Genomic DNA, 19564 nt, shown 5'->3' on the forward strand with positions numbered 1-19564 from the left:
CCGGGAGTCCCCGGCGCCACCGGGCGTATGGATCCTAGGGACAAGCCCTAGGATGACGGGATTGGGGACGGTGGGGCTCTTTGGAGAGCAAGTGACTTAAGTGACCGGATACGACGTCTTCGCCATTGTGGTGATCCTGTTTTCCGTCGCCGCCGGCTGGGTGCGCGGCGGTGTGCGCGAGATCATCACCCTGCTCAGCGCGACCCTGGCCGCCCTGGTGGCGCTGATCAGCCTGCCGTGGACCGCCGGCCTCGGCCGATCGCTGGTCGATCCCGAATGGGCGGGCTCGGTTCTGGCGGCGGTGGTGACCTTCTTCATCGTCTATTTCGGCCTGCGGATCGCCGGGTCGATGATCTCCAAGGGCGCCAAGGACCATCCGCAACTGGGCGGCGTGGACCGGGTGTTCGGCCTGCTGATCGGCGGGGTTCGGGCCCTGGTCCTGATCGGGGCGGTGCATCTGGTCGTGGTCGCCGCCCTGCCCGGCGAGCGGACGCCGCGCTTCCTGACCAACGCCGCCCTCTATCCCGTCAGCGCGATAGGCGCACGGGCGATCCAGATCGTCCTGCCCAGCCTGGGGCGCGGCGCGGACGCCATCACGCCGGTGGTCGATTCATCCGTGCGCAGGGGGTTTTCCGACGACGAAGCCTTGCCCCCGACGCATTCACAGACTAACTCGCGCCGCGAAGCCGCCCCTTAAGTTTCCCCCGGTCATCGGAGCCCCACGATGCGCCACCATATCGCCGATCCTGTCGTTCACCGCGAGCACTGGCGCGAGCCGGAGGATGACCAGCTGCGGCTGGAGTGCGGCGTCTGCGGCGTCTGGGGCGCGGACGAGGACGAAGGGTCGGCCATCGTCGCCCTGGGCCTGCATGCCTTGCAACACCGCGGCCAGGAAGCCTGCGGCATCGCCAGCGTCAAGGACGAGCGTTTCCACACCGAACGCCACCAGGGTCTGGTGGGCGAGGCCTTCGGCGGCGCCGACCTGATGACGCGGATGCCGGGCCGTGCGGCCGTGGGCCACACGCGTTATTCGACGGCGGGCGGCAGTTTCCTGCGCAACATCCAGCCGATGTTCGCCGATCTGGACCAGGGCGGCATCGCCCTGGCGCACAACGGCAACCTGACGAACTTCAAATTCCTGCACAGCCAGCTGGTCGGCGAAGGCGCCATCTTCCAGTCGACGTCGGATTCGGAGGTCATCCTCCACCTGATCGCCCGCAGCCGTAAGGCCAAGATCGTCGACCGCTTCATCGACGCCCTGGCCCGGATCGAGGGCGGCTACGCCCTGGTCGCCCAGACGCGGCACAAGATGATCGGCGCCCGCGACCCGCTGGGCATCCGCCCGCTGGTTCTGGGCAAGGTGGGCGAGGCCTGGGTGCTGGCGTCCGAAACCTGCGCCCTTGACATGATCGGCGCGACCTTCGAACGCGACGTCGAGCACGGCGAGGTCGTGGTCATCGACGAGAACGGCCTGCGTTCGCTGAAGCCCTTCCCTGCCCGCGCCGCCCGGCCCTGCCTGTTCGAATACGTCTATTTCTCGCGCCCGGATTCGGTCGTGAACGGCCGCTCCGTCTATGAGGTCCGCAAGGAGATGGGCCGAGGCCTGGCCCGCGAGCTGGGCGTCGAGGCCGACATCGTGGTGCCGGTGCCCGACTCGGGCGTACCGGCGGCCCTGGGCTATGCCCAGGAAAGCGGCATTCCCTACGAAATGGGCATCATCCGCAGCCACTATCTGGGCCGCACCTTCATCCAGCCCAGCCAGGGCGCCCGACAGAAGGGCGTGCGCATGAAGCACAGCCCCAACAAGTCGGCCCTGGCCGGCAAGCGCGTCGTGCTGATCGACGATTCCATCGTGCGCGGCACCACCTCGCTGAAGCTGGTCCGCGCGGTGCGGGCGGCGGGCGCGACCGAGGTCCACCTGCGTTCGGCCAGCCCGCAGATCCTGTTCCCCGACTTCTACGGCATCGACATGCCGGAGCGGGCCCAACTGCTGGCCGCCAACAAGACGCTGGAAGAGATGCGCGACATGCTGGAGGTCGATTCGCTGGGCTTCCTGTCCATCGACGGCCTGTATCGCGCCATGGGCGAGGCCGGGCGCAACAACGCCCACCCCCAGTTCACGGACCACTATTTCACCGGCGACTATCCCACCCGCCTGCTGGATCGCGAGATCGAGGAAGGCGGCCGGGAGTTCGGCGGCAAGCAGATGTCATTGCTGGTCAGCGCCTGATCACGCTCAGTCCCGGTTCTGGGCGGTGTGAAACAGGCGGATGATTTGGACCTGGCCGTCGTCAGCGCCGTCGGTCAGGGCGTAGACGATCAGGTATGGCGCGCCCGTGATCAGCTTTTCATACGTCCCCGGCTGCTTGCCCGGCCGCCCGATGGGGCGCTGGGTTAGCTTTTCCGTCGTCTCGAGGATACGCGCTTCGATCCGTTGAGCGGCGGGAAGATTCCGTTGAGCCAGATAGTCGATGGCGTGGGTCAGCTCGAGCAGGGCACGCTGCGACCAGGCAACCGTGCGCATCAGGCCTCGTATTTGGCGATGGTCTCACGAATCCGACGCATGGCTTCCTCATGCGGGACGACGTTGCCCGTGCGAAAGTCCTCAAGGCCTTCCTCGACGGCGATCATCATTTCGAGTTCACGTTCGACGTAGCCCGCGATGGCCCGTTCGGCGAGAAAGGACTGCGTGCGCTGGGTCTTTTCGGCCAGAAGGCCGAGGCGCTCTTTCAAGCTTTCGCTAACTCGGACCGTGACTGTGGTGCTGGCGGCCATGCGGATGCTCCTGTGCACATCTGCTTACAGCTTAACACATTGACCCGTCGCGCCGCCACTCCTACCACCCCAGCATGACTGACGCCCTGCCCCTGAACGACCGTATCGCCCTCGTCGTCGGCGCCTCGCGCGGCATCGGCTATGAGAGCGCGCTGGCGCTGGCCAAGGCGGGGGCGCACGTCGTGGCGACGGCGCGGACGCAGGGCGGGCTGGAAGAACTGGACGACGCCATCTTCGCCGCCACGGGCAAGCACGCAACGCTGGTTCCGTTCGATCTGGTGGACGGCGGGGCCATCGACCGGCTGGGCGGCGCCATCTTCGAACGCTTCAAGAAGCTGGACATCTGGGTCCATGCCGCGGCCACAATGGGGCCGTCGGGCCTGACGCCGGTGTCCCACGCCGACCCGCGCGAGTTCGCCAAGATCGAGAAGACCAACTTCACCGCCGTCTATCGCCTGATCCGCTCGCTGGAGCCGCTGCTGCGCGCCTCGGACGCCGGGCGGGCCATCCACCTGACGACCAGCGTGGCGACGGCGCCCAAGGCCTTCTGGGGCATGTATGCGGCCACCAAGGCGGGCGCCGAGGCCCTGGTGAAGGCCTGGGCCGACGAGATCGAGAGCACGCCGGTGCGCGTCAGCATCGTCGATCCCGGCCGGATGCGCACCGCCATGCGCGCCCAGGCCTATCCGGGCGAAGACCCGTCCGGCCTGCCTCACCCGTCCGAAATCGGTCCCTTGGTGGTGGAGCTGGCGCGGGGCGAGCTGACGCCGCCGCTGACGATCCGGTTCCAGGACTGGAAGGCCGGGCCGTCGGCGGAAGCGCTGATCTGACGATCAGTTCCAGGCGGTGTCGAGCGCCGGTTCCTTGCGGAAGGCGAAGGTTCCGTCGGTCGAGGCCGACAGGTCGCGCCAGACGTTCAGTTCGCCCAGAAGACCTGCGGCCTTGCCCTCGACCACGGCGATGGCGTCCGTGCCCGCCGACCAGCGGACCGGCGGGTTTTCCGCCTTCGCCAAGGTCACCAGGGCCTGCCCCAGCTTGACCGGATCGCCGGCCTGGTTCTGGTTGCGCGCCTCGTAGAAGGCGCGGATGGCGGCCGAGGCCTCGGCATAGTCGGCGATGGGATTGTCGCCGTAGCGGACCGAGCTCGCATCCAGGAAGTCGGTGCGGAAGAAGCCGGGCTGGACGATGGTCATGCGGATGCCGAACGGCTTGACCTCGGCGGCGACGGATTCGGTGAAGCCTTCGACGGCGAACTTGGAGGCGCAATAGATGGAACCGCTCTCGCCGCCCATCAGGCCGCCGATCGACGAGACGTTGAACACATGGCCCGAGCGTTGGGCGCGCATGACCGGCAGGACGGCGCGGGTCATGTCGAACAGGCCGAAGACATTGGTGTCGAACTGGGTGCGGGCGTCCTGGGGCCGGGTCTCCTCGAACAGGCCGAGGTGGCCATAGCCGGCGTTGTTGACCAGCACGTCGATGCGACCGAAACGGGCGACCGCCGCATCGACGGCGGAAGCGATGGCGGCGGGGTCGGTGACGTCGAGCGCCAGGGACAGGACGGCGTCGCTGTCCGGGCCGAAGGCCTCGACCAGGGCGTTTCGATTGCGGCCGGCGGCGACGACCCGGTCGCCGGCGTTCAGGGCGGCGCGGGCGATGGCGGCGCCCAGGCCCCGGGCGGCGCCGGTGACGAACCAGGTCTTCTGGGATGGGGTGGTCATGAGACATCTCCTCTGTCTGACGGGACGGAGAAGACGCCCATTCGCCTCGCAGGCGTTAGGGCGATCGGGGCGAAGTCTTGCACGATCCTGTCAAACTCCGTCCGGCCGCTTGCGCGGGCGCGAAGACAGGCGTTGGATGCGAACATGAGCCTCTTGCCCGAAATGAGCGACGTCGTCGCACGCCATGCGCCGCCCGACCTGTCGCGCTCGGCCGTGCCGGGCCTGCGCCTGTATGGCAGCGAAGCGCGGACGCGGATGGTGTCGGTGAGCTACGACCCCATGCTGTGCCTGGTTGTCTCGGGCGGCAAACAGACAATCCTGGGCGAGACCGTCTATTCCTATCGGGCGGGCGACTGCCTGGTGGTGTCCGCCGAACTGCCGGTCTGCGGCAGCATCACGGAGGCGCCGTATCGCGCGCTCAGCTTCGACCTGAGCCCGGCGACCATCGCCGGCCTGATGCTGGAGATCGACGCCCCCGCCGCCTCGGATCAGCCGCCGCCGACCGGCATCCAGGTAACCCGGCTGGAGGACGAACTGCTGGAGCCCATGGCACGCCTGCTGCGCCTTCTGGACCGGCCGGGCGAGATCGGCGTCATGACGCCGATGATCGAGCGCGAACTGGTCTGGCGCCTGCTCCACAGCCGGCACGCCGCCACCGTCCGTCAGATCGGCTCGGCCGAAAGCCGGCTGTCGGGCGTCAACCGCGCCATCAGTTGGATCCGCGCCCACTACGCCGAGCCGATGCGGCTGGAGGCCCTGTCGAACCTGGCGGGGATGAGCCTGTCGACCTTCCACCGGCATTTCCGCACGGTGACGACCATGAGCCCGCTGCAGTTCCACAAACAGGTGCGGCTGCAGGAAGCCCGCGCGCGCCTGCTGCGCGGCGGCGACGGGGCGGCCGAGACCGGTTTCGCCGTCGGCTACGACAGCCCGTCCCAGTTCAGCAGAGAATACGCCCGCCTGTTCGGCCTGCCGCCCGCCCGGGACGCGGCGCGGATGCGCGAAAGCCTGATGGTCGGCTGAGCCCCTTAGGGCAGCCGCGCCAGAACCCGCAGCCAGCCCTCGGCTTGAGCCAGGTCGATGGCTTCGAACAGCGGGATCGCCAGCAGGAAGACCAGGCCGTCGCGGATGGTGGTCAGGAAGAAGGAGGGACGCACCGACAGCTCCGCCTCGTCGCGCCACAGGGCGAAATTGGGCAGGAAGCGCGGGGTGCGGGCCTTGTAGGCTTCGTAGTCGGCGCCGAAGGTCGCGCCCAGCCAGGCCTCTTCGCGGCGGACGGTCAGGTAGAAGACCGCCAGGGACGCCAGGGTGAACAGCACCGCCAGCGTCAGGCTGCCGCTCTGGGCGCCGATGCCGAAGGCGCCGAAGAAGCTGAAGATGTAGAGGGGATTGCGGCTGATCGAATAGGGGCCGCGCGAGACGATCTCGGCCTTCTTTCGCCCGCCGATATAGAGCGAGCACCAGGCGCGCCCGACGATGGCGAAGACGATGGCGGCCAGACCCACGGCCTCGACGCCCTCATGCAGCGGGCTGTCCAGGCCGGATGCGGACTGAGACACCATGGTCAGCCCCACCAGAGCCAGCAGGGCGACGAGGACGGCGCCCTTGCGGATCTTTTGAACCGCCTGAAGATCGAAAACCTGGCTCGTGGTCATGACGTGCTCCGATTGATCCAAAACCCAAGCGCCGCTTTAACCAGTGGATCAAGCGGTATGTTTGCGAGCGAAAATCGGTCTCGAAAAAAGACGCCTGAACCCCGTTCAGCCGCAGCGGAGAGCGGGATCAGTCTTCGTAGGAAAGCTCTTCGGATGCAGGCCGCTTAGGTTCGGGGAGTATCGGAGGGGTCGAGTCGGCATAGGTGAGATAGTCGCGCCATACGACATGGGTGCGCTCGCGCGTCATCTGGATGCGACGCTCCAGGGCCATGACCGTGCGGATCGTGCCGCCGCTCCAGTTGTTGTAGACGCCGTCGCAGACGATGTCGGCATAAGCGGCCCACGCCGACTGGGCGTTGTCCAGATAGGCGCGTTGCGACGACGCCGCCCCTGTTCCGGCGGACTCCTCGTCTCGCGTCGCCGCCTGTCGGCGCGCCGCCGACAGATAGGTTTCCATCCTTTCGGTCTCCGCCGCCAGACGCTGGGCCGCGCAGGCGTTGACCTGCGGCGTCGTCATGGCCTGGGCGCAATCCGCAGGCGCATCGGCAGCCTGGGTCAGCAGGACGGCGGCGATCAGGGCGAGCATGGCGAACCTCCTAAACGGAACAACACCCTAGCCTTGATCGACCCCCTTCGCCATCTGCGTCAGGCGCTCCAGAATGTCCGCCAATTCTTCCGGCCAGATCGTCTCGGTCGAGGCGCGGATCTGGTTGAGGCTCCACCAGCGGTGTTCGGCCAGGACGCGCTTTTCCTCTTCGGTCCATCCGGTGGAGGACAGGTCGAAGGCTTCAGTGCGCAGCAGGAAGAAGCGCTGATCGACATCGGCCATGCGGCCGTCGGGCAGGCGGAAGCTGACGCGGACGCGGGCGACCTGGGGGCCGGGATCGGCGACGACCAGACCCGTCTCTTCGAACAGTTCGCGGCGGGCGGCGTCCTCATAGGTCTCGCCCGGATCGCAGCCGCCGCCGGGCGTGGCCCAGAACTCCGATCCGGCGAGGGGCCCGTCGGCGAAGGCGAAGCGGAACAGCAGCACCCGCCCCTGCCCGTCCAGGATCAGCCACCGCGAGGTCGGCCGGTCGGGAAGGACGGGCGCGACCTCGCTCATGAGGTCACTTCTTGGCGCCGCCCTTCTGGCCGGTGCGGATGCGGCCGGAGCGCGAGACCTGGCGAGCGCCGCCGCGGGCGCCCTTCTGGACCGCCACCGAGGAGCCGGCCTTCTTGGACGCGCTGGACTTCAGGCCGCCCAGAACCTTGGGCTGGGCCTTGCGAGTCTTCTTCTGCTCCAGCGCCTTGCCGGGCAGTTTGGACAGGGCCTCTTCCTTCTCGGCCTTCTTGACGCGGCGCGGCGCGGTCTTGGCGTCACCCTTGTAACGTTCCGGCCCCGACTTGGCGCCGCCCTCGGCATAGGGGTTCACACCGCTGGACTTGACGTTCAGACGGATCGGCGTGCCCGGCAGATCGAAGCTCTCGCGGATCGAGTTAACCAGATAGCGCTTGTAATGCTCCGGCATCGACTCGGCGCGGTTGGCCATCAGCACGAAGGTGGGCGGACGGGCCTTGGTCTGGGCGATGTATTTCGGCTTGATGCGCTTGCCGTCCACGGCGGGGGGCGGGTGCCGCTGCGTGGCCATGGACAGCCAGGTGTTCAGGTCCTTGGTCTTCACCTTGACCGACCAGGTGTCATAGGCCTGAAGCACGGCCGGCATCAGGCGTTCGACGCCGCGCCCGCTGTGCGAGGACAGAACCACGAAGGGCGACCCCTTCAGCTGGGGCAGCTTGTCCTCGGCCATGCCCTTCAGCTTGGCCATGCGGGCCTGGGGCTCTTCTTCCAGGTCCCATTTGGACGCGACATAGACCAGGGCGCGCCCCTCGCGCTCGACCAGGTCGGCCAGTTGCAGGTCCTGGGTGTCGAAGGCGTCGTCCTTGTCCATCATCAGGATGACGACTTCGGCGAAGGTGATGGCGCGGATGGTGTCGGCGACCGACAGCTTTTCCAGCTTTTCCTGCACCCGCGCCTTGCGGCGCATGCCGGCCGTATCGACCAGGCGGATGTTCTTGCCCTCGAACACCCAGTCGACCGAGATGGAGTCGCGGGTGATCCCCGCTTCCGGCCCGGTCAGCAGGCGGTCGTCGCCGATCAGGCGATTGATCAGGGTCGATTTGCCAGCGTTCGGACGGCCGATGACGGCGATGCGGATCGGCTTGTCCGGCTCGTCGATCTCTTCGATGAAGATGTCTTCGGACGCCGCGCGGATGGCCTTATAGAGGTCGGCCATGCCCTCGCCGTGCTCGGCCGAGATGGCGACGGGTTCGCCAAAGCCCAGGGCGTGCGCCTCGCCGACGCCGCCGCCGCTTTCGCGGCTCTCGGACTTGTTGGCCAGCAGGATGATCGGCTTGTGCACCTTGCGCAGGCGCTCGGCGAAGATCCGGTCCAGCGACGTCACGCCCTCGCGGGCGTCCATCATGAACATGACCAGCTCGGCGTCGTCCAGCGCGGCCTCGGTCTGCTCGCGCATCCGGGCTTCCAGGCTGTCGTCGGTGACGTCCTCGTAACCCGCCGTGTCGATCAGCGTCAGATCCATGTCGCCGATATTGCCGTCGGCATAGCGCCGGTCACGGGTCACGCCGGGGCGATCGTCGACCAGCGCGAGGCGCTTGCCGACGAGGCGGTTGAACAGTGTCGATTTGCCCACATTGGGGCGGCCGACGATGGCGACCTTCAGAGCCATGTCGGCTTTCTAGCTTAGTTCGGGCTGAAAATCAGCGGATGCAGATCAGCTGGCCGGTGTCGGTCAGCACATAAAGGGCGCCGTTGTAGGCGGCCGGCGCGATATAGGCAGGCGCGCCCAGCTTCAGAGTCGTCTGGGCTGCGCCGGTCTTGGGATCGAAGGCCACGGCCTCGCCGAACGAGTTGACCATCACCAGGCGGTTGGAGGCCAGCAGCGGCCCCGACCATTGCGGCGTCAGTTCGCGGTCGAAGAAGCCGAAGACGCCGCCTTCCTTGCGCACGCGGCCTTCGTTCAACTCGCGCGTCCAGTAGATCTGGCCCGTGTCGCGGTTGACGGTGATCAGCTCGCCGGACTTGGACACCACATAGACGACGTCGCCGACCGGCAGGGGCGCGTTCACGCCCGCCACCGGCAACTGCCACTTCGACTGGCCCGAACGCAGGTCCAGGGCCGTCAGAAGGCCCGAATGGCTGACGCCATAGACCATGCCGCGGCTGATGACCGGACGGCCCGCGACGTCGCGCACCTCGGACAGGGCGCTGGTGCGGCTGGTGCGCGAGAGGGTCTCTTCCCAGACGGATTGGCCGTTCAGAGCGCTGAGCGCCACCAGCTGACCCGAGGCGAAGGGCGCGATCACGGTGGCGCCGCTGACGGCCGGGCTGGAGGCGCGCATGACGCGGGCCGGCTCGGCGATGCCGCGATAGGTCCAGTCCTGGGCGCCGGTGTTGGCGTCGAAGGCGAACAGCTGGCTGTCCACATCGACCACGAAGACGCGACTGCCCGACACCGTCGGGGCGCCGTGGATCGGGGCGTCGACCTGCTGGGTCCAGACGACCGCGCCGGTGTTGGCGTCCAGGGCCGACATGGAACGATAGCCCGACGACACGAAGACCTTGCCGCCACCGACGGCGACGCCGCCGCCGAAGCCGCCGTTGCGGTCACGCTCGTCGTTCTTGACGTTGGCCTTCCACAGGATTTCGCCGGTGCCGGCGGACACGGCCGAGACGGTCGATTCGCCGTCCAGCACGAAGATCTTGCCGTCGGCCGCCACGATGGGGGCCATGACGTTGCCGACGCGGGCCGAGCCGGAACCGACGTCGCGCTTCCAGGCGATCTGGAAGTTCGGGGCGGCGATGACGTGTTCGACCAGGTTTTCGGACGTGCCGCCCGGCTGGGTCCAGGCGGTTATCGCTTGGGGTCCCGGCAGGAAGAAGTCACGGCCCGACAGGGCGGCCGAGGGCGCCAGCTGCTGTTCGTATTCCAGCACCGAGATGCGCTGGCCCTCCGATGCGGTCGCCTGCGGCTCGTCGGTGCGGCCCAGGCCGAAGGGCAGGTTGCGGCGAACGGTGCCGCACGACGCCACGGTCGCGGCGACACCGCAGATCAGCGCGACTTTCAGAACTCGGTTCATCGGGGGCGTCCTGTAAGGGGTCGTCACTGTTGGGCCGGCGCGGCGGCGGGCGCGGCGGGCTCAGCCGGAGAAGTCTGGGTCGGAGGATTCTGGGCCGAAGGGGTCATCGCATTGGCGGCGCCGGGGGCCGGGGGCGTGGCCTTGGCCGCGGCGTCGATGATGGGCTTCAGCGCGCCGACAGTGCCGGCGTCGATGGCCTCCACCGCGATCTGGGCGCGTTGACGCACCGAATCCGGCACGTCCTGCCCCAGTTGCAGCAGAACGAAGGCGGCGCGGGCCTCCTTGGTCTTGCCGTGTTGCAGGCGGGCCAGGGCCAGGGCTTCCTGGGCGAAGGCGTGCAGCGGACGGTCGTCCTCGGCCAGCGGGGTCAGGCGGGCCTCGACGTCGGCCAGGGGCGCGGTGTCCATGATCAGGAAGGCGGCCTTGAGCGCAGGCGGGTCCGACAGGATCGGATCGCGCGACGCCTTGGACGCCTCGTCGAACAGGCGAACGGCGTCGGGGAATTTGTTGGCGCTGACGGCGAGACCCGCCTGCTGTTGCAGGGCCAGGACCTTGTAGGCGCCGTTGCCTTCCTTGACCGCTTCCTCGAAGGCGGCGCGGGCGTCCATCGGCTTGTCGGCGCGCAGGGCCTCCATGCCGCGGTCATAGGCCTCGGCGGCCTTGCCGGCCTTGTTGGAGTTCAGGCTGTCCCAGCCCCACCAGCCCAGGGCGCCGATCAGCGCGACGACCAGAACCACCCCGAAGACGGGCAGCCATGTGCGGGCCAGGCGCTTCAACTTGTCGGAGCGAAGCTCCTCCTCGACCTGCTCGAAGACATCAACCACTGAAACGTCGCCCCAAAATCGCTAAAAGCAAACCGGCGCGGACCCTAGAAGGTCGGCTCCCCGCCCGCAACGTCGTCCGTTACTGCGAAGCCGGCTTTTTCGAGAAGTAGGTCTCGACTTCGGCAGGAAAACGGCGGGTTTTCACATCATTGGCGAAAGCGGCGGCGGCGCGGTCGATCTCTGTGCGCAGATCGGCGTATTTGCGCACGAACTTCGGCGTCCAGTCGAACATGCCCAGCATGTCGTTGATCACCAGCACCTGGCCGTCGCAGGCGGGCGAGGCGCCGATGCCGATGGTGGGCTTGTCGATGGTCTCGGTGATCTCGCGCGCCAGGGATTCGGCCACGCCCTCGATGACGATGCAGAAGGCGCCGGCCTCGGCGACAGCCCTAGCCTCGGCCAGCACACGCTCGCGCTCGCCGTCGGTCCTGCCCTTGGCCTTGAACCCGCCCTCGGCCAGGATCGCCTGGGGGCGCAGGCCGACGTGGCCCATGACGGGAATGCCGCGCTGAACCAGGAAGGCGACGATCTCGGCCAGTTCGATGCTGGTTTCCAGCTTCACCGCCTGGGCGCCGGTCTCCTTCATCACCCGCACGCAGTTGGCGTAGGCGACCTCCTTGCCGCCCTCGTAGGAGCCGAACGGCATGTCCACGACCACCATGGCCCGTTTGGCGCCCCGCATGACCGCCTGCCCGTGCAGGATCATCATCTCCAGGGTGACGCCCACCGTATTGGGCAGGCCGTGAACCGCCATGCCCAGACTGTCGCCGACCAGCAGCACATCGCAATGCGGATCCAGCAGGGCCGCCATAGGGGCGTCATAGGCGGTCAGGCAGACGATCGGCTCACCGCCCTTGCGACCGGCGATATCGGGCACGGAGATCCGCTTCACGGTCTCCTGCGTTTGAATGGACATCCGGTGGGCCTCCTGTCTGAACGCGGTTCAGATAGGCCCGCCGGCGAGGGAAGTCATCCCTCAGACGTCCTGTGACAGTCGCGCTGCGCCCGCCGCCAAAAGGGCGATCATTGCGCCTGCGACGATCCAGAAGGCCAGCATGCCCGTGCCGCTGGACATATCGAACGACCCGACGCCCAGGCCGTCCAGCCCCGATTGAACCCCGCCCTGCGCCATGGCGACGGCCGTGCGCAGACCCTGGCCCAGCGTCGTCTGGCTGTCCGAGGCGAAGTTGACGTTCAGGCCCTCGCGGATCGCGAGGCCGCCGCCGACCAGGCCCGCCGCCGTCAGGGCCGCCGTGCGCCAGCGCGACCTTTTCTCCATCCGCGCCTGAAGCAAGGCCAGGAACAGGGCCTCGTCGGCCAGTCGCGGGTTTTGCGCGAACATTCGCTCGATCGCGGGATCGAATTCGTCAGCCGACATGGATCGACCTCCCGTCGCCATGCGCCGGCTGAAGCCGCGCGCGGAGTTTATCCAGACCACGTTTGACATGGGATTTCACCGTTCCGAGCGGCAAATTCATGGCCGCCGCGATTTCGGGATGGGACATCCCCGCGCCGTGGCACAGGGACACGCACACCCGCTCGGTTTCGTTGAGCGTCTTCAGCGCCTCGTCCAGATCCATCAGCCCCCCGCGATCGACCCCGACACCCGCCTGGTCCGTCTCCACTTCGGCGACATAGCGGGCCTCGCGGGCGACGCGCTTCAGATAGAGGCGCGCGGCGATCTTCTTGATCCAGCCCGCAAAGGTCCCCTGCCCCCGAAACTCCGGGCAACGCTGGAACCCTTGCAGAAAGGCGTCCTGCGCCACGTCGTCGGCCAGCGACGGCGAGGCCCCCATCCGGCGCAGCAGGCCCCGGACCGCCGTGCTGTGCCGACGGACCAGTTCGCCATACTCGCGCCGCCCGCCGGCCGCCGCCTGGGCGGCCAGCTCGACATCGTGAAGATCGCGCAGAGATTTGCCCATGACGGCCCCCTCCCGGCCGATCTCAAGCCTTGTTCGGGTTGAAGAAGCCCAGAATGATGAAGGCGATCCCGATCGCGGCCGGAATGCAGGCAATGCCTAGCAAGGCGCCGTCTCCGTTGCTCCCCCAATCGCGCGTCGAATCCTGCACAGCGAAGGCGAAGCCCGCGATTCCTGCCCCGGCCGCCAGGCTGAGCACCCCCTTGCGGATGTCCTTGGTCCGCGAAGCCAGCCCCTTCTCCACATCTTTGGTCATGACATCAATGAGTTCGGCAGGCAGTTGCTGCCCCTTGTCCACCGCGTGGCGGACGGTCTCCTGCATGTCGCGCTTTTCGCGGTACTTCAGCAGCTGAGGACCGAAGACGATGGCGGTGATCGAGCCGAAGACGGCGAAGATGGCGAAGATCGGAATGAAGTCTTCCATGACGGGTATCCCTTGAACCGTTGCAGCAGCCTGATGCGGCGGCCTTCTGATCACAAGAGGCTGCGCGGCGCCTCCACGGATGCGCTGGCTTATGTGAAATCTTCGTAAGGTCCCCCGATCAAGATTTCCGGAGGTCGCCCGACACCGCTGGACAAGCTGGGCCTTTAGGCAGACCGTCGCGATCGGTTCGCTGGCGTATGTGGTTCAATCCCGTTCACGCGAGGTCGCGATGCTGCTTCCCCAACTCTCCGCCCTGGGCTGGTTTCACACCTTAGGCAGCCTGCCCGCCGTGCCGTTGGCCCTCTACCTCCTCATCCGATACGGCCGCATCCCGCCCGAGAAGATGATCTCCAAGATCTTCCTCGGCTTCATGTTCATCGGAGCCTTGTCCGGCGTGCTGGTGATCAAGAGCCCGCCGGGCGTGGCGATTTCGATCCTCAGCCTGGGTTCGCTCGTGGTCGGCTCGACCATCGGCTTCATCAAGCCCTTGGCCCGGCATCGCTGGTGGATCCAGACGGTGGCGCTGAGCGTGGCGGTGTTCACCCTGTTCCTGCCCAGCGTGACCGAGGTCATGACGCGTCTGCCGGCGGGCCATCCCATCGCCGACAGTCCCGAGGACCCGCTGGTCGTGGCCTCCCAGCTGTCGCTGGTGATCATCCTGATCGTAGGGGTCACGCTGCAACTGCTGTTCCTGCGGCGGCCGGTTCGGGCTACGGTCGTCGCCTGACCTTCAACGGAGACTTCCATGGCCCACGTCACCTATCGCATCGTCGAACACGACGGCGGCTGGGCCTATCAGTCCAGCGGCACCTATTCCGAGACCTTCGCCACCCATGACGCCGCCAAGGCCGCCGCCGTCCGCGCCGCGCGCGAGCAGCGGGTGCCCGACGAGACCGCCGCCATCGAATACGAGACCGCCGACGGCAAATGGGTGACCGAGAGCGCCGACGGTCACGACCGCCCGGTCACCGACGTCGAGGACTGATCGGGCAGCCGCCTGATCGAGGTCAGGCGAAGGCGGCGGCGTAGGCCTCGGGCTTGAAGCCGACCAGCCGCCGGTCGCCCAGGTCCAGCACCGGACGTTTGATCATCGACGGCTGGGCCAACGTCAGGGCGATGGCCTTGTCGCGATCGACGCCCGTCTTGTCGGCGTCGGGCAGCGTCTTGAAGGTCGTCCCTGCCCGGTTCAGCACGGTCTCCCAGCCGTGCTCGTCAATCCACTGGCCCAGCCGGTCCGCATCGGCGCCGGCCTTCTTGTAGTCATGGAAGACATAGTCGACGCCGTGCTGGTCCAGCCAGACGCGGGCCTTCTTGACGGTGTCGCAGTTCGGGATTCCGTAGAGGACGACGGGCATGGCGAGCCTTTCCAGTGAGGCGGCCGCTGTGGCGCCTGAGGATCATACTGACAAGGCTAGAACCGCTTCGTCAGTCCCACGCTGACCACCCGCCCGCGCGGATCGGCCACGACCGGGTCGTAGCCGAGCGCGAACTGGGCCAGGGGCGGCGCCTTGTCGGCGACATTGACTACGCCCAGCGACAGGTCGAGACCCACGCCCACCGCCCGACTGTAAAGCAGGTCCACCGTCGTCTGGCTGGCGATGGTCGTGTCGGTGATGCCGCTGCGGTCGTTGGCGTAGCCGCTGGTGTAGTGGACCAGGGCGGTGACGGCGTGCGGTCCGCCGCTCCAGCCCAGGGCGAACTCGCCCCGATCACGCGGCAGCGACCGGCCGATATTGTTCAGATTGGTCGAGCCGACCCCCGACACCTCTGCCGCCGAGGCGTTCAGGCGGATGTCGTAGCGGTCCACATAGGTCCAGGTCGCCGAAGCCGTCGCCCGGCCGCCCAGCACGTCGCGGCTGTAGCGCGCGGACAGGTCCAGCCCCTGGGTCTCAATGGACGAGGCGTTGAGGAAATACAGTTGCACGAAGGTCAGGGCGCCGTTCGAGGCCCGGGTGATGCGGCCTTGCGCGTCCGTGCCTGTCAGGCCCGCCGCATCGTCGGCGGCCGCCTGGTCGATGACCGCCTGGGCCGATTCCTTGACGACCTGATCCGTGTAGTCGAAGCGCCAGGCGTCGAGCCCCAGTTCCAGCCCTTCGACAGGCCGCCACAGGGCGCCGAAGGTCAGGCTTTCCGACCGTTCGGGCTTCAGGTCCGCATCGCCCGAGGTCAGGGTGTTGACGAAGACGAAGGCGCCCCGGTCGAACACGGACGGCTGCGAGGCCTGGGCGCCGGCCTGGGCGTAGACGGACGGGGCGCGGAACCCCTGCCCCCATGAGCCGCGCAGGGCGAAGGCGTCGGACACGTCCCAGCGGACGGCGATCTTGGGACTGAAACGGCCTTCGCCGCCGTCGTAGGTCTCGTACCGACCCGCCAGTTGCGCCTCGATCCGGTCGCCCAGATGCACGCGGGCCTCGGCGAAGGCGGCCAGGGCCTGCTGGTCGCCGTCGAAGTCCGGGGAATAGCCGGCGGTCAGCAGGTCGCCGGCGTTGACCAGGTCGCTCCAGTCGTGGCGGAAGGTCGAGCGGCGATATTGCGCGCCCACGGCGACGTCGATCGCCCCGCCGGTCCACGCAAAGGCCTGGCCGCTGGTGGACGCATCGACCGTCGTCAGGCCGGCCGCGCCGCGCAGGCCGACGTCGCCGATCAGGCTGTCGATCAGGTCCGGACCGTTCGCCGTTCCGGTCCCCAGATAGGCGCTGCCGAAGGGGTTGAAATACTGGCAGGCGCCGACGCCCGGCGCGCCGGTCGCCGCATCGCAGCCGGTGCCGCCCAGACCGTTCAGGGCGTTCTGAAGCGCGCTGCCGATCACGTCGGCCTTGTCATAGGCGACATGCTGGCGGCTGGCCGTTGCGGACAGGCCCCAGGTCCAGCCATTGGCGAAATCGCCGTCCAGCCCGGCGGCCAGGCGCCAGGTGTCGTAGTCGAACCGGGACTCCAGCGCGCCGCTCTCGGCGCCCAGCAGGCGGCCGCGGAACAGCACGTCCTCGCCGAACGGATTGTCGGGATGAGAGGCCGGAACCGTCAGGGCCTGCGCCAGGATCGGCAAGGACGGGGTCAGCCGCGCCTGGGTCCAGGTCGAGGAATAGGCGGCCTGCAGCGACAGGGTCATGTCGCCGATCGGGCGGCGATAGTCGGCGAACACCTGGGTCCGCGTCTCTTCCGGCGTCAGGTCGAAGAAGTCGGAATAGTCGAGCCGGCAGAAGGCGTCGGTCGGGCCGTTGCGATAGGCGGCGCCGAAGGCGGGATCGTCGCAGTCGGGGTCCGGCGCATAGGCGCCCGTGCTGGGCCGGAAGTAGGATCCGGGCTGGCCATAGCTGGTCACGGCGGTCCAGGCGGCGCGGCCATAGCGTTCGGCCTGGGTGAAGTCGCGCTCGTCCGACCCCAGGGCCGAGCGGTGGAAATGCGAGGCGGCCAGGGTCAGGTCGCCGCCCAGCAGTTCGAAGCCGCCGATGGCCTCGATCACGCTCTCTTCCGAGCCGTCGGCGACGGCGTATTTCGCGCGGATTTCCGGCCGGCCGACGTCATGACGGGTGATGAAGTTGACCACGCCGGCCACCGCGTCCGAGCCATAGACGGCCGAGGCGCCGTCCTTGACCACCTCGACCCGCTCGAGAGCGATCATGGGGACCAGCGAATTGATATCGACAAAGGCCGATCCGTCGGTCGCCACCACGGCGCTGGACGTCCAGCGCTGGCCGTCGACCAGGACCAGGGTCGAGCCCAGGCCGAGATTGCGCAGGTTGAACTGGGCCGTGCCGGAGCTCTGGGGCTGGTTCAGCTGGTCCACCTGGGCTTCCGAGCCCGAGTTGGCGGTCACCAGGCGGACCAGTTGCGACGCGTCGGCGATCCCGGCGGCGGCGATCGCCTGTCGTTCCACCGTTTCGACCGGCGCGATCCGGTCGCCGCCCGCTATCCGCGAGCCGGTGACGACGATGTCGTCCACTTGGGTTTCGGCCCGGGCCCCGACCTGGGCATGGGCCGCTGCAGCCGCCGCCAGCCAGGCGACCGACGCCGTCGCCATCAGGATTGAACGCTTCGCCATTTCGATGCTCCCCGCAATTGGTGGCGGGCTTCTATCCAGCGTCGCCGTTTTGCGAAAGCTAATTTTCGCAACTTTGCAAACTAGACGGTGGATTGACACACCGACGCAGCGGATGGACGGTTAGATAAAATAACCAGTCAGGATGACGTCAGATGAAGCTCTACGCCCACCCCTTCTCCTCCTACTGCCAGAAGGCCCTGATCGCATTATACGAGACCGACACCGCGTTCGAATATCGTCACCTGGAAGAGCCGGGCGCCATGGCCGAGTTGGCGGCGCTGTGGCCGCTGAAGCGGTTTCCGATCCTGACGGACGGCGAGACCACCGTCGTCGAGGCGACCAGCGTCGTCGAATATGTGGACGCCCGGCACGGCGAAGGCCGGTTGATCCCTCGTGACCCGATCGCCGCCGTCGAGGTGCGGATGATGGACCGGGTGTTCGACAACTACATCAACACGCCCCAGCAGAAGTTCGTCTTCGACATCCTGCGCCCCGAGGCCGACCGGGACCCTTATGGCGTCGAGGAGGCCAGACAGATGCTGGACGCCGCCTACGCCTGGCTGGACCAGAGGCTGGCCGGCCGGGAATGGGCGACCGATCACGGCTTCACCCTGGCCGATTGCGCGGCGGCGCCGGCCCTGTTCTACGCCGACTGGACGCACGCCATCCCCGAGCGGTTCGAGGTGCTGAGGGCTTACCGCGCCCGGCTGCTGGCGCGGCCGTCCTTCGCCCGCTGCGTGGAGGAGGCGCGGAAGTATCGCCACTATTTCCCGCTGGGCGCGCCGGACCAGGATTGATCGCGGCTGAGACGTCTCGCGCCATTGATCCGCCGATGTAACCGGTTACGGTGCGCCAAAAGAAAAGCGGCTCAGGGAAACAGGAAGCATGGCGAACGTCCGTCTGGTCGACGTGAAGAAGGCGTTCGGCGCCGTCGAGGTGCTGAAGGGCGTCGATCTGGAGATCGCCGACGGCGAGTTCATCGTCTTCGTCGGCCCGTCGGGCTGCGGCAAGTCCACCCTGCTGCGCACCATCGCCGGTCTGGAAGAGGCGGCGACGGGCCAGGTTTCCATCGGCGGCCGCGTCGTTGACGACCTGTCGCCGTCGGACAGAGGCATCGCCATGGTGTTCCAGTCCTATGCGCTTTATCCGCACATGACGGCCTATGAGAACATGGCCTTCGGCCTGAAGCTGGCCAGGACGGACAAGGGCGAGATCGACCTCCGCGTCCGCGCCGCCGCCGAAGCGCTCAGCATCACCGACTATCTGGACCGCAAACCCAAGGCCATGTCGGGCGGTCAGCGGCAGCGCGTCGCCATCGGCCGCGCCATCGTGCGCGAACCCGAGGTCTTTCTGTTCGACGAGCCTTTGTCCAACCTGGACGCCGCCCTGCGGGTGCGGATGCGCTACGAGTTCGCGCGGCTGCACGCCGAACTGAAGACCACCATGATCTACGTCACCCACGACCAGGTCGAGGCCATGACCCTGGCCGACCGGATCGTGGTGCTGAATGGCGGACGGATCGAACAGGTCGGGGCCCCGATGGACCTGTACGACCACCCCGCCAACCTGTTCGTCGCCAGCTTCATCGGCAGCCCGAAGATGAACCTGCTGGCGGCTGAAATCGTCGAGGCTTCGGCGACTGCCGCGACGGTGAAGACCACCGCCGGCGAGACGATCCACGTCGCCGTGGACGCCGCGACCGCCAAGCCCGGCGACGCCGTGACCCTGGGCATCCGCCCCGAACACCTGACCACGACCGGCGACGGCGATGCATTGAACGCCGAGGTCATGTTCGTGGAAACCCTGGGCGCGACGACCATGGCCCACCTGAAGCATCCGGCGTCGCAAGACACCCTGACCGTTCAGTTGGCGGGAGAACTCCGGGCCAAGGCCGGCGAGCGATTGATGCTGCACGTCCCCGCCCGACAGGCGCACCTGTTCGACGCGAGCGGCAAGGCCTTCAAGCGCCTATAGACCCTTCTCCCCTCGGGGGAGAAGGTGGCTCGCGGAGCGAGACGGATGAGGGGGTTGCTTCCGCAGCTTCGCTCTTGCCATTTCGAGGCG

General features: G+C 67.6%; 23 protein-coding genes. 8 read left to right on the forward strand and 15 right to left on the reverse strand.

Features of this window, described 5'->3' with window-relative positions:
- Window positions 1-100: 100 nt before the first annotated feature.
- Window positions 101-697 carry a CvpA family protein gene (locus tag ACODSC_RS07195; RefSeq protein ID WP_488813140.1) on the forward strand — a complete coding sequence of 199 codons (597 nt, stop codon included), beginning with the start codon at window positions 101-103 and terminating at the stop codon, window positions 695-697.
- A gap of 27 nt (window positions 698-724) precedes the next feature.
- Window positions 725-2230, forward strand: coding sequence for an amidophosphoribosyltransferase (gene purF / locus ACODSC_RS07200; RefSeq protein WP_488813142.1), 1506 nt, complete (start codon window positions 725-727; stop codon window positions 2228-2230).
- Window positions 2231-2236: 6 nt separating this feature from the next.
- Here purF and ACODSC_RS07205 read toward each other — a convergent pair whose 3' ends face one another.
- Window positions 2237-2524, reverse strand: coding sequence for a type II toxin-antitoxin system RelE/ParE family toxin (locus ACODSC_RS07205; RefSeq protein ID WP_488813144.1), 288 nt, complete (start codon window positions 2522-2524; stop codon window positions 2237-2239).
- Window positions 2524-2775 (reverse strand): CopG family ribbon-helix-helix protein, encoded by a 252-nt coding sequence (locus tag ACODSC_RS07210; RefSeq protein WP_488813146.1) that lies wholly within the window; start codon window positions 2773-2775, stop codon window positions 2524-2526. Before ACODSC_RS07210 ends, ACODSC_RS07205 begins: the two co-directional genes overlap by 1 nt.
- Before the next feature lie 74 nt (window positions 2776-2849).
- Between ACODSC_RS07210 and ACODSC_RS07215 the strand changes: the two genes are divergently transcribed.
- A complete protein-coding gene (locus tag ACODSC_RS07215; RefSeq protein WP_488813148.1) occupies window positions 2850-3605 on the forward strand; it encodes an SDR family NAD(P)-dependent oxidoreductase in 756 nt (251 codons plus the stop codon).
- 3 nt (window positions 3606-3608) lie between these two features.
- Here ACODSC_RS07215 and ACODSC_RS07220 read toward each other — a convergent pair whose 3' ends face one another.
- Complete coding sequence (locus ACODSC_RS07220; protein WP_488813150.1) at window positions 3609-4496, reverse strand: oxidoreductase; 888 nt, start codon at window positions 4494-4496, stop codon at window positions 3609-3611.
- Window positions 4497-4640: 144 nt separating this feature from the next.
- On the opposite strand from ACODSC_RS07220, the gene ACODSC_RS07225 reads away from it, so the two are divergent.
- Window positions 4641-5519, forward strand: a complete 879-nt coding sequence (locus ACODSC_RS07225; protein ID WP_488813152.1) for an AraC family transcriptional regulator — start codon at window positions 4641-4643, stop codon at window positions 5517-5519.
- A 5-nt stretch (window positions 5520-5524) separates the two neighbouring features.
- Here ACODSC_RS07225 and ACODSC_RS07230 read toward each other — a convergent pair whose 3' ends face one another.
- From ACODSC_RS07230 to ACODSC_RS07275, 10 genes are all read right to left on the reverse strand, one after another.
- Window positions 5525-6151 carry a methyltransferase family protein gene (locus ACODSC_RS07230; protein WP_488813154.1) on the reverse strand — a complete coding sequence of 209 codons (627 nt, stop codon included), beginning with the start codon at window positions 6149-6151 and terminating at the stop codon, window positions 5525-5527.
- Between the two features lie 127 nt (window positions 6152-6278).
- Entirely contained in the window at window positions 6279-6737 is a 459-nt protein-coding gene (locus ACODSC_RS07235; RefSeq protein ID WP_488813156.1) for a lysozyme inhibitor LprI family protein, read from the reverse strand.
- 27 nt (window positions 6738-6764) lie between these two features.
- Window positions 6765-7256, reverse strand: coding sequence for an NUDIX hydrolase (locus ACODSC_RS07240; RefSeq protein WP_488813158.1), 492 nt, complete (start codon window positions 7254-7256; stop codon window positions 6765-6767).
- 4 nt (window positions 7257-7260) lie between these two features.
- Window positions 7261-8880 carry a ribosome biogenesis GTPase Der gene (der, locus tag ACODSC_RS07245; protein WP_488813160.1) on the reverse strand — a complete coding sequence of 540 codons (1620 nt, stop codon included), beginning with the start codon at window positions 8878-8880 and terminating at the stop codon, window positions 7261-7263.
- 31 nt (window positions 8881-8911) lie between these two features.
- Window positions 8912-10291 carry a PQQ-binding-like beta-propeller repeat protein gene (locus ACODSC_RS07250; RefSeq protein WP_488813162.1) on the reverse strand — a complete coding sequence of 460 codons (1380 nt, stop codon included), beginning with the start codon at window positions 10289-10291 and terminating at the stop codon, window positions 8912-8914.
- A gap of 23 nt (window positions 10292-10314) precedes the next feature.
- Window positions 10315-11115 (reverse strand): tetratricopeptide repeat protein, encoded by an 801-nt coding sequence (locus tag ACODSC_RS07255; protein WP_488813164.1) that lies wholly within the window; start codon window positions 11113-11115, stop codon window positions 10315-10317.
- Between the two features lie 79 nt (window positions 11116-11194).
- A complete protein-coding gene (gene panB, locus ACODSC_RS07260; RefSeq protein WP_488813166.1) occupies window positions 11195-12031 on the reverse strand; it encodes a 3-methyl-2-oxobutanoate hydroxymethyltransferase in 837 nt (278 codons plus the stop codon).
- Window positions 12032-12091: 60 nt separating this feature from the next.
- Entirely contained in the window at window positions 12092-12493 is a 402-nt protein-coding gene (locus ACODSC_RS07265; RefSeq protein ID WP_488813168.1) for a hypothetical protein, read from the reverse strand.
- On the reverse strand, window positions 12483-13037 hold the full coding sequence (locus tag ACODSC_RS07270; RefSeq protein ID WP_488813170.1) for an RNA polymerase sigma factor: 555 nt from the start codon (window positions 13035-13037) through the stop codon (window positions 12483-12485). The genes ACODSC_RS07265 and ACODSC_RS07270 overlap by 11 nt, the downstream gene beginning before the upstream one ends.
- Before the next feature lie 22 nt (window positions 13038-13059).
- Window positions 13060-13458 carry a DUF6249 domain-containing protein gene (locus ACODSC_RS07275; protein WP_488813172.1) on the reverse strand — a complete coding sequence of 133 codons (399 nt, stop codon included), beginning with the start codon at window positions 13456-13458 and terminating at the stop codon, window positions 13060-13062.
- A 229-nt stretch (window positions 13459-13687) separates the two neighbouring features.
- On the opposite strand from ACODSC_RS07275, the gene ACODSC_RS07280 reads away from it, so the two are divergent.
- Window positions 13688-14185, forward strand: coding sequence for a hypothetical protein (locus ACODSC_RS07280; RefSeq protein ID WP_488813174.1), 498 nt, complete (start codon window positions 13688-13690; stop codon window positions 14183-14185).
- A gap of 18 nt (window positions 14186-14203) precedes the next feature.
- Window positions 14204-14443: a DUF2188 domain-containing protein gene (locus tag ACODSC_RS07285; protein ID WP_488813176.1), complete on the forward strand. Its 240-nt coding sequence runs from the start codon at window positions 14204-14206 to the stop codon at window positions 14441-14443.
- A gap of 22 nt (window positions 14444-14465) precedes the next feature.
- Here ACODSC_RS07285 and ACODSC_RS07290 read toward each other — a convergent pair whose 3' ends face one another.
- Window positions 14466-14813, reverse strand: coding sequence for an arsenate reductase (locus ACODSC_RS07290; protein ID WP_488813178.1), 348 nt, complete (start codon window positions 14811-14813; stop codon window positions 14466-14468).
- Between the two features lie 56 nt (window positions 14814-14869).
- A complete protein-coding gene (locus tag ACODSC_RS07295) occupies window positions 14870-17500 on the reverse strand; it encodes a TonB-dependent receptor domain-containing protein (RefSeq protein WP_488813179.1) in 2631 nt (876 codons plus the stop codon).
- Between the two features lie 152 nt (window positions 17501-17652).
- On the opposite strand from ACODSC_RS07295, the gene ACODSC_RS07300 reads away from it, so the two are divergent.
- Both ACODSC_RS07300 and ACODSC_RS07305 read left to right on the forward strand, forming a co-directional pair.
- Window positions 17653-18297 (forward strand): glutathione S-transferase family protein, encoded by a 645-nt coding sequence (locus tag ACODSC_RS07300; protein ID WP_488813181.1) that lies wholly within the window; start codon window positions 17653-17655, stop codon window positions 18295-18297.
- 88 nt (window positions 18298-18385) lie between these two features.
- The gene (locus ACODSC_RS07305; protein WP_488813182.1) at window positions 18386-19474 is read left to right on the forward strand and encodes an ABC transporter ATP-binding protein; all 1089 of its coding nucleotides are present in this window, start codon (window positions 18386-18388) and stop codon (window positions 19472-19474) included.
- Window positions 19475-19564 lie beyond the last annotated feature (90 nt).

Source organism: Brevundimonas sp. FG128 (genome assembly GCF_057809775.1).

Bases quoted from the DNA above. Each gene is read 5' to 3' on its own strand.
- purF (WP_488813142.1), top strand. From the start codon at position 725: ATGCGCCACCATATCGCCGATCCTGTCGTTCACCGCGAGCACTGGCGC.
- ACODSC_RS07205 (WP_488813144.1), bottom strand. From the start codon at position 2,524: ATGCGCACGGTTGCCTGGTCGCAGCGTGCCCTGCTCGAGCTGACCCAC.
- ACODSC_RS07210 (WP_488813146.1), bottom strand. From the start codon at position 2,775: ATGGCCGCCAGCACCACAGTCACGGTCCGAGTTAGCGAAAGCTTGAAA.
- ACODSC_RS07215 (WP_488813148.1), top strand. From the start codon at position 2,850: ATGACTGACGCCCTGCCCCTGAACGACCGTATCGCCCTCGTCGTCGGC.
- ACODSC_RS07220 (WP_488813150.1), bottom strand. From the start codon at position 4,496: ATGACCACCCCATCCCAGAAGACCTGGTTCGTCACCGGCGCCGCCCGG.
- ACODSC_RS07225 (WP_488813152.1), top strand. From the start codon at position 4,641: ATGAGCCTCTTGCCCGAAATGAGCGACGTCGTCGCACGCCATGCGCCG.
- ACODSC_RS07230 (WP_488813154.1), bottom strand. From the start codon at position 6,151: ATGACCACGAGCCAGGTTTTCGATCTTCAGGCGGTTCAAAAGATCCGC.
- ACODSC_RS07235 (WP_488813156.1), bottom strand. From the start codon at position 6,737: ATGCTCGCCCTGATCGCCGCCGTCCTGCTGACCCAGGCTGCCGATGCG.
- ACODSC_RS07240 (WP_488813158.1), bottom strand. From the start codon at position 7,256: ATGAGCGAGGTCGCGCCCGTCCTTCCCGACCGGCCGACCTCGCGGTGG.
- der (WP_488813160.1), bottom strand. From the start codon at position 8,880: ATGGCTCTGAAGGTCGCCATCGTCGGCCGCCCCAATGTGGGCAAATCG.
- ACODSC_RS07250 (WP_488813162.1), bottom strand. From the start codon at position 10,291: ATGAACCGAGTTCTGAAAGTCGCGCTGATCTGCGGTGTCGCCGCGACC.
- panB (WP_488813166.1), bottom strand. From the start codon at position 12,031: ATGTCCATTCAAACGCAGGAGACCGTGAAGCGGATCTCCGTGCCCGAT.
- ACODSC_RS07265 (WP_488813168.1), bottom strand. From the start codon at position 12,493: ATGTCGGCTGACGAATTCGATCCCGCGATCGAGCGAATGTTCGCGCAA.
- ACODSC_RS07270 (WP_488813170.1), bottom strand. From the start codon at position 13,037: ATGGGCAAATCTCTGCGCGATCTTCACGATGTCGAGCTGGCCGCCCAG.
- ACODSC_RS07275 (WP_488813172.1), bottom strand. From the start codon at position 13,458: ATGGAAGACTTCATTCCGATCTTCGCCATCTTCGCCGTCTTCGGCTCG.
- ACODSC_RS07280 (WP_488813174.1), top strand. From the start codon at position 13,688: ATGCTGCTTCCCCAACTCTCCGCCCTGGGCTGGTTTCACACCTTAGGC.
- ACODSC_RS07285 (WP_488813176.1), top strand. From the start codon at position 14,204: ATGGCCCACGTCACCTATCGCATCGTCGAACACGACGGCGGCTGGGCC.
- ACODSC_RS07290 (WP_488813178.1), bottom strand. From the start codon at position 14,813: ATGCCCGTCGTCCTCTACGGAATCCCGAACTGCGACACCGTCAAGAAG.
- ACODSC_RS07295 (WP_488813179.1), bottom strand. From the start codon at position 17,500: ATGGCGAAGCGTTCAATCCTGATGGCGACGGCGTCGGTCGCCTGGCTG.
- ACODSC_RS07300 (WP_488813181.1), top strand. From the start codon at position 17,653: ATGAAGCTCTACGCCCACCCCTTCTCCTCCTACTGCCAGAAGGCCCTG.
- ACODSC_RS07305 (WP_488813182.1), top strand. From the start codon at position 18,386: ATGGCGAACGTCCGTCTGGTCGACGTGAAGAAGGCGTTCGGCGCCGTC.